Genomic DNA, 12748 nt, shown 5'->3' with positions numbered 1-12748 from the left:
TTCTCTGCATGCAAGCCCTGCTTCCGCCAATCCGTGCAAAACGGGAACGCGGCTTGCCCGCCTGCCCCCGTATGCTAAAACCCTGCTTCCTTCGCTTTCCGGATTGCCCGATGACCAAAGTCGTTACCCGTTTTGCCCCCTCGCCCACCGGCTACCTGCATATCGGCGGTGCCCGTACGGCCCTGTTCAACTGGCTGTTCGCCCGCCATCACGGCGGCACCTTCCTGCTGCGCATCGAGGATACCGACCGCGAACGCTCGACCCAGGATGCGGTCGACAAGATTTTCCAGGGCCTGAAGTGGCTGGGGCTGGACTGGGACGGCGAACCGGTGATGCAGTTCGCCCGCATGAAGCGCCATGCCGAGGTGGCGCATCGCCTGCTGGCAGAGGGCAAGGCCTATCATTGCTACTGCTCGCCCGAAGAACTGGAAGAGATGCGCAACAAGGCGAAGGCGGAGGGCCGGCCGATGCGCTACGACGGCCGCTGGCGCGACCGCGACCCCAAAGATGCGCCGGTCGGCGTGAAGCCGGTGGTGCGCTTCAAGGCGCCGCAGGCCGGCGCCACCGTGATCAGGGATCACGTCCAGGGCGACGTGACCTTCCAGAACGAGCAGCTCGACGATCTGATCATCCTGCGCTCCGACGGTACCCCCACCTACAATCTCTCGGTCGTGGTCGATGACCACGACATGGGCGTGACCCACGTCATCCGCGGCGACGACCATCTCACCAACGCCGCACGGCAGACGCAGCTTTATCTTGCCGCCGGCTTCCCGGTGCCGGAATTTGCGCATATTCCGCTGATCCACGGGCCGGATGGCGCCAAGCTGTCCAAGCGCCATGGCGCGCTGGGCACCGAGGCCTATGCCGATATGGGCTACCTGCCGGCTGCAATGCGCAACTACCTGCTGCGGCTGGGCTGGAGCCATGGTGACGAGGAGATCATCTCCACCGAGCAGGCGATCGAATGGTTCGGCCTTGACCATGTCGGCCGTTCGCCGGCTCGTTTCGATTTCGCCAAGCTGAACAACCTGAACGGCCACTACATCCGCCATAGCGGCGATGACGACCTGCTGCAGGCGGCGCTGCCGTTCATCGCGAAACATGCCGGCCGTGCACCGAATCAGGCCGAGCAGGCGCAGATCAAAATGATCCTGCCGGCCGTGAAAGAACGCGCCAAGGACCTGAACGAACTGGCCGAGGCCCTGCTGTTCCTATTTGCCCAGCGCCCGATCCAGCCGGATGCCGCTGCACAGAAGCATCTGGATGATGCCGCAAAGGCGCGGCTGAAGACCATGATCGATAAGCTGTACCAGGTTTCCGACTGGACCGCCGCCAATACCGAAGCCGCGATCCGTTCGTTAAGCGAGACTCAGCAGGTCAAGCTGGGCCAGCTGGCACAGCCGCTACGTGCCGCGCTGACCGGCCGCACCGTGTCGCCGCCGATCTTTGACGTTCTCGCCGTGCTGGGCCGCGAGGAAACGCTGGCCCGGCTGCAAGAGGCGGCTGGCTGAAGCTATGCAGCCGCTGCGCCCCTCGGTGCTGATCGTGCCCGGCCTGGGCAATTCCGGCCCGGAGCATTGGCAAACCCGCTGGCAGCAGCTGAATCCCGATTTCATCCGCGTCGAACAGGCCGATTGGGACAAGCCAGACTTCGCCGACTGGCTCGCCCGACTCGATGCCGCGATCCGCGCCTGCCCGGCGCCCCCGCTGGTGGTGGCGCATAGCCTGGCCTGTTCGCTCGCCGCCCATTGGATCGCACGTCATGGCGGCAATCTGCATGGCACGCTGCTGGTGGCACCTGCGGATATCGATTCCGACAGCCATACGCCGCCCGAGACCCATGGCTTCCGGCCGATGCCGCTGGCACGGTTTGGCTGCCCTGCCGTTGTGGTGGCGAGTCGGGATGACCCCTTTGTGGATTTCAGCAGGGCGCAATATTTCGCGCGTTGCTGGGGTGCGCGGTTCATCGATGCCGGCGCCTGTGGGCATCTCAACTCATCCTCCGGCCTTGGCGACTGGCCATTCGGTGCAGCCCTGCTTGCCGACCTGATCGCTGCAGAATAATTGCCAGCCTGTGCGCTTCAGGCGCGATTGATCGCGTAAGCCAGGTAGGTCAGATAAGCCAGCACCAGCAACGCACCCTCACGACGGCTGATCTCGCGCCCCGATACCGAAAAAACGATGATCAGACCCGTGGAAACAACCAACAGCGGCAATTCCACCGAGGTCATTTCAGGCGGTACCGGCCCGGGCGCCACCATAGCAGTCACGCCACCGATGCCGAAGATGTTGAAGATGTTTGAGCCCAGCACGTTGCCGAGCGCAATCTGCCCCTGCCTGCGGACGGCAGCCACTATAGAGGTTATCAGTTCCGGCAAAGAGGTGCCGACCGCTACGATCGTCAGGCCAATCAACGAGTGAGACAAACCCGCCGAGTCAGCCAAAGCTACAGCGCCCTGAACCAGAATCTGCGCCCCGAAGATCACACCAGCCAGCCCTGCAAACATCGGCAGCAGCGGCGCAGCCATCGCCGCCGGGGTCAGCCGTACACCATGAATTGCCGGCGATACCCCACCGGGCACAGAAGATCGCTTCTCCTGCCTGTAGGCTAGCACCAGATACCCCACCAGCATCAGCAGGAAGATGATGCCGGCAATCCGGCCGAGTCCGATGGTCAAGCCGGCTGCAAGCAGCAGAACCGATGCCACCATCACGGCACGGCAATCCCGGTTCAATGCGGCGGTTTCTATTGATAATGGCGATGCCAGTGCAGATAGCCCAAGGATCAGCAGGCCATTTGCGATATTGGACCCAACGATATTGCCAACTGCAATTCCCGCCGCACCGATACTTGCCGCTTCAATACTGGTTACCAATTCCGGCATAGAGGTGCCGAATCCAACAACGGTGAGACCGATCATAAGAGGCGAGATGCGGATATTCCCGGAGAAGCGGGCTGCACCGCGTACCAGCATCTCCCCGCCCCCGAGCAGCAGGGCAATACCGCCGAACAAAGCAATTGCTGTATGCATATACTATTCTGCCGTGTGCTACCGGGTGAGCTGATATGCGGGAGCCAAGTTTTCTCAATCTGGAGGAACTTAGAGCCCGCGCCGGCGGGCTTCGGCCTGCTGCGACATGCGGGCTTGGTCGGCCATGAATTGCTGCAGCTTTTCCATGGCCGGGCGCGGCATGGGGTCCTGCCCGCTCAGCATCAGTGTGAGCGCAACGCGGCTGACACCGATCTTCTGCGCCAGTTGGTCGAGAGAAATCGCGGCCGACTTGCAGGCCTGTGAAACGGCCACGATCGAGCCCTTCTCGACATAGAAGCGGCCCCATTGCTCTTTCACATTCAGCTTGGGCGGCAGGCTGGGAAGGCCGACATTGAACAGCGACCGCGAAACCGACACCGCCTCCGGCGCCATCAGGTTCGATGCAGGCATTGCCGGGGTCGCCGAGAGTTTGGGCGGCGGCGGCGCGGGCTGGAACTCGTCCAGCCGCGGCGCATTCTCGATGCTCTGCTCCAGCAGCTTGCGCACGGCCTCGATCAGTTCCTGACTGATCGGCGGCAGGTCGTGCTCCTCGCCGAACCGGTCGTAATACTGGGCGATCTCGCTCAGGCGATCAAGACGACGGGAAAGGAATTCACGCGAGCCCAGCGGCAGGCGACGACCGGAACTGCGGATGTTGATCAGGTAGATCCGCGTGGTATCGAGTTCGAGGATGGTTATTTTCCAGCGGATCTTGGAAAGATGCTTGCGCAGGGGCTTCTGCTTGCTTTCATCGAATTCCGGGATGCGTCCGTCGACTAGGTCGACGAAGACGTAGAAATGCTCGATCTTTTCGACGAAGCGTTTGTATTCGGAGAAATAGCCCGACAGGTTGGCCGGCTCCTGGCAAAAGGCGAGCAGTTCGCGGCTCTGGCTCTCCACCACGCCGACCAGCTTCAGGGTCTCCTGAACAACCGGTTTGATCGCCTCATTCACCGCAGCAACCTGCCTGTCTGCCGCAATAGGCCCAGTCGGTGCATCCGCCCCGGGACGGAACTGCCTGCGACGCCTTCGCAACACATCGTTTGTGCCAGAAAACTGTTAACACAGCAATACAGGCACAACTGCAGGTTAACGATGGGTTAACCCTGTTTGAGCACCGAGGCCGGCATGCCTTGTGCCGGCGTGGGGGCTGGCCTGGGGCCAGGCGCGGGAGTGGGCGGGTTTGCCGCGGGGGCTGGGGCCGGCGTCGCGGCCTGTGGCGGCGGTGCGGGCTGCAAAAGGGATGGGGTAGCCGCGGTGGGCGCCGGCATTTCCGGCGCGGGCAAGTCATGCGGCGCGCAATACACACCAGCGCCCCGCAGGCTGCGGCAATAGTCGGCAGCCGCCGGACGATCCGGGAAAGCCCCAAGCAGCAAGCGGAAAACCTTGCCGCGATCACCGCCCAGATCGACTTCGACATACCGTTTGGCCGCGCCCCTCATGACAGGGAAGCGTTCCGAAAGTTTGGGCCAGGCGGCTTCAGCCTCCAGCAATGTCTTGTAGCTGGCGACATGGCCGGCAAAGACATTCGGCGGCGGGGGTGGCGGGGGCGACGGTGGGGGCGGAGCGACCGCCACCGGTGGTGGAGGCTCGGCTGCCACCGGTGGCGCGGGCGGCGCCGTATCGGCGGCGCAGGCCACGAGAGCAAACAGGCCGAGCATGGCCAGCAGGCGGCGCACAGGCATCGGAAGCGCCGCCGCCAGCATCATTTCTCGACCAGCTTGAACAGGTTGCGGTCCAGCAAGGCGCTGACAGATACGGTCTTGGTGCTGCTGGCATCCCGCTCGTTGATCAGCTGGACATGCATGGCGTCCTCGCCGGGAAACTGGATCAGGCGCGTGACGCGCCAAATGAAGCCATGCCGCTGCTCGAAACGCTGGCCCGGAACTATGTCGTCGGCCGAGAACTTTGCCATCGTAAACACCTTGAATCGCGAGGTCCGCAGGCTAGCGCATTCAAGGTGATGCGCCAACTCCTGCAACGGGAACCAGAGTGTGTTCAGGCGGCCTGCTGGATGCGGAAGACGAAAACGCCGCCCCGCTCCTCCGACGACAGCAGGGTGAAGCCAGATGCCTCGCACAGGGCGGCCATGTCCCGCATGGTGTTGGGGTCTGTCGCCTCGACCGTCAACACGTCGCCCCTTGCCACCGATTTCATCGCTTTCTTGGCGCGCAGGACCGGCAACGGGCAATTCAAGCCTTTGACATCGAGAGTCTGACTCATGGCTGGGGTTCCGTAGGGCTTTCGAACATATTTAACGATATATTTTGTTGATTAATATAATACTTCACTTCCATAATGTAAATACTATAATCCTCAGCCATCCCGTCATAATTGCTGCCGCAACAGCCCGCAACCGTATCGCCGAGCCGTCATGAGTGCCATGCCCCTGCCCTATCTCGTCAATCTTGCCGGCCTGGTGCTGGGGATCGTGTTCGGCGCCGCCGTGCAACGCAGCAACTTCTGCACCATGGGCGCGATCAGCGACCTGGTGCTGATGGGTGACGGCAATCGGGCACGCGCCTGGGCACTGGCCATCGCCACAGCCATGCTGGGCAGCCAGTTGCTGCATCTGGCCGGCCTGATCGACCTCAACGCCTCGATCTACGCCACCGCCAACCTCGGCTGGCTGGGCGCTGCCTTCGGCGGCCTGCTATTCGGCTTCGGCATGGTTCTGGCGGGCGGCTGCGGCAGCCGCACGCTCGTGCGGCTGGGCGCGGGGAACCTGAAGTCCCTGCTGGTGGTGCTGATGATCGGTATCGCCGGCTACGCCACCCTGCGCGGCCTGATCGGTCCGGCACGGCTGTGGCTGGAAGGCTGGTCGGTGATCGATCTGAAAAGCCGCGGCTTCGCCAGCCAGACCCTGCCCGACCTATTGGCCGCCTTCGGCGCCGATGCCCGCCTGCTGCGCTGGATCCTGGTGCTGGCCATTGCCGCCGCGCTGCTGCTGTGGATTTTCAGCAATGCGCGTTTCCGTCGACAGCCCACGCTGATCGCCGCCGGCATCGTGATCGGCCTCACCATCACTGGCGGTTGGGCCGCAACCGGGATCCTGGGGGCCGACGACTTCGAACCGGCGCCCCTGGTATCCATGACCTTTGTCGCGCCCATCGGCAACGCCCTGCAATATCTGATGACCTTCACCGGTGCGACCCTGGATTTCGGCGTCAGCACCGTGGGTGGCGTGATCCTTGGCGCTTTCCTCATGGCAAAGGCAGATGGCAGCTTCCGCGTCGAGAGCTTCGCCAACGCGCAGGATGTCATGTCACATGTCTTTGGCGGCACGCTGATGGGCATCGGCGGCGTGACGGCTCTGGGCTGCACCGTCGGTCAGGGCCTGACCGGGATCGGCACGCTCGCCCTGGGCAGCTTTGTCGCACTTGGCGGCATCGTGATTGGCGGCGTTCTGGGCGTCCGCTATCTTGAAGAAGGCAGCCTGCCCGGGGCGATCCGCGCGCTATTCGCACGCGGCTGATGCATTCCGGCGGCCAACCGCCGGGAGTGAATGCCGTTATGGGTGGTCTTGACGTTTCCTATGCCGCCGCCGCCGGCGCAGGCCTGCTGAGCTTCCTCAGCCCCTGCGTGCTGCCGCTGGTACCGGCCTATCTGTGTTTCGTTGCCGGCACCACGCTGGATCGTCTGGTTGGCGAAGATGGCGTCGATCCGGCCCTCACCCGCCGCGTATTCGTCTCGGCGCTGGCCTTCGTGATCGGCTTTTCCACCGTCTTCATCATCATGGGGGCCACCGCTTCGGCGCTGAACCGCCTGATCGTCGAGAATATCGACATCATCGGCAAGGTCGCCGGCGCCGTGATCGTGGTCTTCGGCCTGCATTACATGGGGCTGCTGAAGATTCCGCTGCTCTACCGCGAGGCACGCATCAACACCACCGAGCGGCCGACCAACATCGTCGGCGCCTATGTGATCGGCCTGGCCTTCGCCTTCGGCTGGACCCCCTGCGTCGGCCCGATCCTCGCCACCATCCTCACCGTTGCTGCCAGCCGCGACCAGCTCGGCTATGGCGTATCCCTGCTGGCCACCTATGCGCTCGGCCTGGGCATCCCCTTCCTGCTGGCGGCGCTGGCAGTGAAACCCTTCATGCGCTTCATGCAGAAATTCCGCCGTCACCTGCACAAGGTGGAGATCGTGGCCGGGGCCCTGCTAGTGATCACCGGAATCCTGATCTTCACCAACAGCCTGGGCCAAATCAGCTATTACATGCTGGAGGCCTTCCCCTGGCTGGCGAAGTTCGGCTGAATTTGGCGACAAGATTTTTTGTTGCCAAAACTGCTTGTGGACATAACCGCTTAGCCCTTTGCCGGGACTAAGGCATGCGCTAAGTCGGTGTCGTGAACACGATCACCGACGCTTTCCATCTCGCGCTCAGCCTGATCTGGCATTTCGACGCCGAGCTGCTTCGCATCATCGGCCTGTCGTTGCGCGTCAGTCTCACCGCCGTGGTGATCGGCAGCCTGATCGGCCTGCCGCTTGGCGCCTTCCTGGCGCTGGCGCGTTTTCCGGGCCGCAATGCCTGCATCGTGGTGCTGAATGCCTGCATGGGTCTGCCGCCGGTGGTGGTCGGCCTGATCGTCTACCTGATTCTTTCCCGCTCCGGTCCGCTCGGTGCCTTCGGCTGGCTGTTCACCGTCGCCGGCATGGTGGTGGCCCAGGTAGTGCTGATCACGCCCATCGTTGCTGCATTGTCGCGCCAGGTGGTGGCGGACCTGTGGCGCGAATACGAGGAACAGCTCCGCTCGCTCGGCCTGACCCGGCTCGGCGCCATAGCCACCCTGCTATGGGACGGCCGCTTCAGTCTCAGCACGGCCGTTCTGGCGGGCTTCGGCCGCGCGATCGCCGAGGTCGGCGCCATCATCATCGTCGGCGGCAACATCGCCGGCGTGACGCGCACCATGACGACCGCAATTTCGCTGGAAACCAGCCGCGGCGATCTGGCCCTGGCCATGGCGCTCGGCATCGTGCTGCTGGCAATCGCCATCAGCATCAACGCCGCCGCCACCGCGCTGGGCAACGCCGCCCGGCGTGCCCAGGGGGCATGAGGTGCCAGCCATGCATGCGCCCGCCATGCTTCTGCCGCTGGTCCTTGAGAACGTGCATTACGCCATCAATGGCCAGATGCTGATCCAGGGCATCGATCTCGCGTTCCATCCTGGCGCGCCAACCTTGGTGCTGGGTCCGAACGGTGCGGGCAAAAGCCTGCTGCTGCGTCTTTGCCACGGCCTGATCCAGCCCACGGCCGGTCGCGTGGTCTGGCAGGGATTGGCAGCGCAGAATCCGGAAGCCCTGCGTTTCGGCCAAGCCATGGTGTTCCAGAAGCCGGTGCTGCTGCGCCGTTCGGTGCTGGCCAACATGCTGTTCCCGCTGAAACTGCGCGGCCTGAATGCCGGCACACGCTTTGCCCGCGCCATGGAGGCGCTTGAGCGCGTCGGCCTCACGGCATTGGCCCAGCGTCCGGCCCGCGTCCTATCGGGCGGCGAACAGCAAAGGCTGGCGCTGGCACGGGCCTGGGCATTGGGCCCGCAGATCCTGTTCCTCGATGAACCCGCCGCTGCGCTGGATCCCAACGCCACGCGACAGGTTGAGAGCATCATCACCGACATCGCGGCCAGCGGCACCAAAATCGTGATGACGACCCATGATCTGGGCCAGGCGCGACGGCTGGCCGGGGATGTGATCTTCCTGCATCGTGGCCGCATCGCCGAACGTACGCCGGCCGCGGAATTCTTCAATGGGCCGCGCAGCGCCCCGGCACAGGCCTTCCTCAATGGCGATCTCGCCTGGTAATCCGATAGCGGAGGCGCCCATGAAGCGTAGACATGTCCTCGGCCTGGTGGCCGGCGCCACGCTCGCTCTGACCGGCAGCCTTGCTTTTGCACAGGCACAGACATCGAGTAAGTTCATCGTGGTGGCCAGCACCACCTCCACCGAGCAGTCCGGCCTGTTCGGCCATATCCTGCCGATCTTCACCAAGAAGACCGGCATCGAGGTGCGCGTGGTGGCACAGGGCACCGGTCAGGCGCTGAAGACCGGCGAAAAGGGCGACGCCGACGTGGTCTTCGTGCACGATCCGGAGGCCGAGCAGAGATTCATCGATGCCGGCTTCGGCGTCGACCGCAGACTGGTGATGTACAACGACTTCGTCATCGTCGGCCCGAAAAACGACCCGGCCAGGGTGATCGGCAGCCGCAATGTGGTGGACTCCTACAGGAAGATCGCTGCCGCCAAGGCGCCGTTCGCCTCGCGCGGCGACAGCTCGGGCACCCATGCCGCCGAATTGCGCATCTGGAAGGAAGCCGGCATCGATGTGAAGGCGGCCGGCGAGGGGTGGTATCGCGAGACCGGTTCCGGCATGGGCCCGACGCTGAACACCGCCAGCGCCATGAATGCCTATGCCTTCACCGATCGCGGCACCTGGCTCAGCTTCAAGAACCGCGGCGACCTCGTGATCGCCGTGGAAGGCGACGCGAAGCTGTTCAATCAGTACGGCGTGATGCTGGTAAACCCGGCGAGGCACGCCCATGTGAGGGCGGCCGAGGGCAAGGCCTTCATCGACTGGCTGACCTCGAAGGAGGGCCAGGATGCCATCGCCGACTACAGGATCGGCGGCGAGCAGCTGTTCTTCCCGAACTATAAGCCGGGCCAGAATAGCTGAGTTTACGGACCCGTCGTTTCCCCCTACCATTCGGGAACCAGGAGGAAACGATGGACACCACAACCCTGTTGCGCGCCTTCAGCGAGGCCGTGCAGAAACGCGATGGCGAGGCCTTCGCGCAGCTGTTTACCGAGGATGCCGTCTATCACGACGTCTTCTACGGCGCCTTCCAGGGCCGCGCCCGTATCGCCGAACTGGTGAACGACTGGTTCTATCGAACGGCCGAGGATTTCCGCTGGCACCTGCATGATCCGGTCAGCGACGGCCGCACGCTCTATGCCCGCTACACCTTCTCCTACAAATCGCTGCTGCCTGAGGCACAAGGCAAACGCGTGATGTTCGAGGGCGTGGGCATCTATACCCTGCGCGACGGCAAAATTGCCGAATACCGCGAGGTGGCCAATACCGGCCCCGCCCTGCTCGACCTCGGCTTTCCGCCCGAGCGCGTGGCGAAAATCCTTTCCCGCGAAGGCGCGGCACTGAAAGCCCGCCCGGAGGCCAGGCCTCATCTGGGCTGATATGCAAACTACAAGGGATATTGCAGACCTAATGGCCGAACATCGTGTTCCGGGCCTGTCGATGGCAATGGTTCGGGGCGATGAACCGCCAGTCTGCACAACAGTCGGCGTCAGCGATGTAGAGTCCGGCAGGCCCGTGGATGCCACCACGGTTTTCGAAGCCGCCTCGCTCAGCAAACCAGTCGCGGCCTTCGTCGCGATGATTCTCGTGCAGGATGGTGTGCTCTCTCTAGATCAGCCTCTCGCCCGGTATGTCCCGCAATATATGGAACACATCCCGGATGCGCAGGCGATCACAGCCCGACATGTCCTGTCTCATACCAGCGGCCTACCCAACTGGTGCAGCGATTCATACCCACTGCGCGTATATTACCCGCCCGGTGATCGCTTCAGCTATTCCGGGGAAGGCTTCATTTATCTGCAACGGGCAATCGAACAGATTCGCGGCGATTCATTCGAGCAGATCGCTGAACGGCTGATCTTCGAACCACTGGGCATGCGCAATTCCAGTTTCGTATGGCAGGACAAATTCCCGCCCAACCACGCCGCACCACATACCGCATCGGGAAACCGCTTTGAAGACGGCTTTGTCGGTAAGCGCGCCTTGGCGGCGAATGCCGCCGGCTCCCTCTACACCACGGCACAGGATTATGCCCGCTTCCTGCAAGCCGTATTGCAGATTTCCTTTCTGCAGGACTGGCTCACGCCTCACGCCAATGTCTTTCGAAACCAGCTGACCGCGCTCGACGCCGCGCCAGAACCGGTCTGCAATCCCGATATTGCCTAGGGGCTCGGCTGGGGCCTGGAAATAGGGCCACGCAATTTCTTCCACTGGGGCGACCAGAAAGGCTACAAAGCCTTCACGATTGCCACTTCGGAAGCCGCAAAAGCCTTGGTCGTATTCACCAATGGCGATGCCGGCCTGTCCTTCATCTCCAAACTGGTCGCCCCGGTTTTCCCGGGGCGACGCCCCTCCTTGCTCTGGCTAGGATATGAAGCCGCGCCGGACTAGCCCGACTCGGGCCGGATCGGCTATGCAGGCTGCATGTGCGGCCGCTACAGCCTGACCAAATCGCTCGACGACTTGGCCTCGTTCTTCGAGGCCTATGAGCTGATGCAGCGCCCCAATTTGGCGCCGCGCTGGAACATTGCGCCGACCCAGAAAAGCTTTGTGCTGCGCAGCTCCATGCCCGGTAAGGGCGAACTCGTGCCCCTGCGCTGGGGTTTTGCCGGGCCCAACAATGCGCCGCTGATCAACGCCCGCAGCGAAACGGCGGCGGGCAAGCCCACCTTCGCCGAAGCCTTCGCGAAACGCCGCTGTCTGGTGCCGGCCGACAGCTTCTATGAATGGCAGGCCATCGAAGGACAGAAAGCGAAACAACCGTGGCGGATCGGCTTGAAAGGCGGCGGCCTGTTTGCCTTCGCCGGCCTGTGGCAAAGCGAGCCCGCCTATGGCGGCGAGGACTGCTTCACCATCCTCACCACGGCAGCCAACGACTATCTCAGCCCTCTGCATGAGCGCATGCCGGTGATCCTGCCGCCGGAACGGTTTTCGCTCTGGCTCGACCCGGCCACGCCGCCCGGCATGCTGCAGCGTCTGATGCAGCCTTATCCGGCCGAGGCCATGGCACGCTATCGCGTCACGCCGGTTGTCAACGGCGTGAAAGTGGATGGGCCCGAATGCTTCGCGCCGCTCAATCCGGCGCTGAAGGTGGCCTGACGCCTACAGGTTCTGACCGCCGTCCACCGCCACGGTCTGGCCGGTGATCCAACTCGCCGCAGCCGAGCACAGGAACAACGCCAGATTGGCAACCTCCTCCGGCTTGCCCATGCGGCCGAAGGGAATGCCGCCCAGGATGGCATTATAGAGTTTTGGATTGTTGGCCTTGGCCTGGTCCCACACACCGCCGGGAAACTCGATCGAGCCCGGGGCGATGCAGTTCACGCGGATGTTCTGTTTCGCCAACGCGGCGGCCTGGGTCAGCGTGTACTGGATCAGGGCCGCCTTCACCGCGCCATAGGGCGGCGTGCGCACATTGGCGCCCAGCCCCGAGATCGACGAGATATGCAGGATGCAGCCGCCGCCGGCCTTCTCCAGATGCGGGATTGCGTTATGGCTGGCGCGCACGCTGCCCATCAGGTCGACATTGATCGATGCCGCCCAGCCGGCCTCGTCGTCGGTGCGGCCAAAACCCGAAGCGTTGTTGACCAGGATATCGATGCCGCCCAATGCAGCGGCGGCAGCCTCGACATAACTGCGCACGGCGGCGCCGTCGCCCAGGTCGCAGATGGCGGCATGGACCCGACCGCCGGCGCGCTTCAGTTCCGCCTCGGTTTCGCGCAGCGCGCCTTCCGAGCGGGCACAGATCGACACATCCGCGCCTTCGCCGGCAAAGGCCAGGGCGATCGAGCGGCCGATGCCGCGACTGCCACCCGCCACCACGACTCGCTTGCCCTTCAATCCAAGTTCCATATCGGCCTCCTGTTCGCTGTCCGCAGCTTCACGGAAACCATTCCGTCATGCA

General features: G+C 63.5%; 16 protein-coding genes. 10 read left to right on the top strand and 6 right to left on the bottom strand.

Translation table 11 applies throughout. The features are described 5' to 3' along the window. Window positions 1–110 precede the first annotated feature (110 nt). Entirely contained in the window at window positions 111–1514 is a 1404-nt protein-coding gene (gene gltX / locus ACK4FK_RS11660) for a glutamate--tRNA ligase (RefSeq protein ID WP_409745129.1), read from the top strand. Between the two features lie 4 nt (window positions 1515–1518). Beyond that, window positions 1519–2067: an RBBP9/YdeN family alpha/beta hydrolase gene (locus tag ACK4FK_RS11655; RefSeq protein ID WP_409745128.1), complete on the top strand. Its 549-nt coding sequence runs from the start codon at window positions 1519–1521 to the stop codon at window positions 2065–2067. Between the two features lie 17 nt (window positions 2068–2084). Here the strand turns inward: ACK4FK_RS11655 and ACK4FK_RS11650 are convergent, their stop codons facing one another. The 5 genes from ACK4FK_RS11650 to ACK4FK_RS11630 form a co-directional block, all read right to left on the bottom strand. After that, window positions 2085–3035, bottom strand: a complete 951-nt coding sequence (locus tag ACK4FK_RS11650) for a calcium/sodium antiporter (RefSeq protein ID WP_409745127.1) — start codon at window positions 3033–3035, stop codon at window positions 2085–2087. Window positions 3036–3104: 69 nt separating this feature from the next. Then, window positions 3105–3989 carry a hypothetical protein gene (locus ACK4FK_RS11645; protein ID WP_409745126.1) on the bottom strand — a complete coding sequence of 295 codons (885 nt, stop codon included), beginning with the start codon at window positions 3987–3989 and terminating at the stop codon, window positions 3105–3107. A 146-nt stretch (window positions 3990–4135) separates the two neighbouring features. Then, window positions 4136–4720, bottom strand: a complete 585-nt coding sequence (locus ACK4FK_RS11640) for an SPOR domain-containing protein (RefSeq protein ID WP_409745125.1) — start codon at window positions 4718–4720, stop codon at window positions 4136–4138. A 20-nt stretch (window positions 4721–4740) separates the two neighbouring features. Further along, window positions 4741–4950, bottom strand: coding sequence for a hypothetical protein (locus tag ACK4FK_RS11635; protein ID WP_409745124.1), 210 nt, complete (start codon window positions 4948–4950; stop codon window positions 4741–4743). An 83-nt stretch (window positions 4951–5033) separates the two neighbouring features. After that, the gene (locus tag ACK4FK_RS11630) at window positions 5034–5258 is read right to left on the bottom strand and encodes a sulfurtransferase TusA family protein (RefSeq protein WP_409745123.1); all 225 of its coding nucleotides are present in this window, start codon (window positions 5256–5258) and stop codon (window positions 5034–5036) included. Window positions 5259–5409: 151 nt separating this feature from the next. Here ACK4FK_RS11630 and ACK4FK_RS11625 point away from each other — a divergent pair, with 151 nt between their 5' ends. The 8 genes from ACK4FK_RS11625 (at window position 5410) to ACK4FK_RS11590 (ending at window position 11943) form a co-directional block, all read left to right on the top strand. Then, the gene (locus tag ACK4FK_RS11625) at window positions 5410–6510 is read left to right on the top strand and encodes a YeeE/YedE family protein (protein ID WP_409745122.1); all 1101 of its coding nucleotides are present in this window, start codon (window positions 5410–5412) and stop codon (window positions 6508–6510) included. A 38-nt stretch (window positions 6511–6548) separates the two neighbouring features. Continuing rightward, window positions 6549–7292, top strand: a complete 744-nt coding sequence (locus ACK4FK_RS11620) for a cytochrome c biogenesis CcdA family protein (RefSeq protein WP_409745121.1) — start codon at window positions 6549–6551, stop codon at window positions 7290–7292. Window positions 7293–7384: 92 nt separating this feature from the next. Next, window positions 7385–8092, top strand: a complete 708-nt coding sequence (locus ACK4FK_RS11615; protein ID WP_409745120.1) for an ABC transporter permease — start codon at window positions 7385–7387, stop codon at window positions 8090–8092. A 10-nt stretch (window positions 8093–8102) separates the two neighbouring features. Further along, window positions 8103–8837, top strand: coding sequence for an ATP-binding cassette domain-containing protein (locus ACK4FK_RS11610; RefSeq protein ID WP_409745119.1), 735 nt, complete (start codon window positions 8103–8105; stop codon window positions 8835–8837). A gap of 19 nt (window positions 8838–8856) precedes the next feature. Continuing rightward, window positions 8857–9705 carry a substrate-binding domain-containing protein gene (locus ACK4FK_RS11605; protein WP_409745118.1) on the top strand — a complete coding sequence of 283 codons (849 nt, stop codon included), beginning with the start codon at window positions 8857–8859 and terminating at the stop codon, window positions 9703–9705. A gap of 50 nt (window positions 9706–9755) precedes the next feature. Then, complete coding sequence (locus ACK4FK_RS11600; RefSeq protein WP_409745117.1) at window positions 9756–10223, top strand: nuclear transport factor 2 family protein; 468 nt, start codon at window positions 9756–9758, stop codon at window positions 10221–10223. A gap of 1 nt (window position 10224) precedes the next feature. After that, window positions 10225–11010 carry a serine hydrolase domain-containing protein gene (locus ACK4FK_RS11595; RefSeq protein WP_409745116.1) on the top strand — a complete coding sequence of 262 codons (786 nt, stop codon included), beginning with the start codon at window positions 10225–10227 and terminating at the stop codon, window positions 11008–11010. A 258-nt stretch (window positions 11011–11268) separates the two neighbouring features. After that, complete coding sequence (locus ACK4FK_RS11590) at window positions 11269–11943, top strand: SOS response-associated peptidase (protein ID WP_409745115.1); 675 nt, start codon at window positions 11269–11271, stop codon at window positions 11941–11943. Window positions 11944–11946: 3 nt separating this feature from the next. Here ACK4FK_RS11590 and ACK4FK_RS11585 read toward each other — a convergent pair whose 3' ends face one another. Then, complete coding sequence (locus ACK4FK_RS11585; RefSeq protein WP_409745114.1) at window positions 11947–12696, bottom strand: SDR family NAD(P)-dependent oxidoreductase; 750 nt, start codon at window positions 12694–12696, stop codon at window positions 11947–11949. Window positions 12697–12748: the final 52 nt, after the last annotated feature.

It is taken from the genome of Ferrovibrio sp. (genome assembly GCF_046297895.1).
In the GTDB taxonomy this organism is placed as follows: Bacteria; Pseudomonadota; Alphaproteobacteria; order Ferrovibrionales; family Ferrovibrionaceae; genus Ferrovibrio.
Note: the sequence above shows the minus strand (reverse complement) of the source record. Positions and strands in the feature narration are given on the sequence as shown.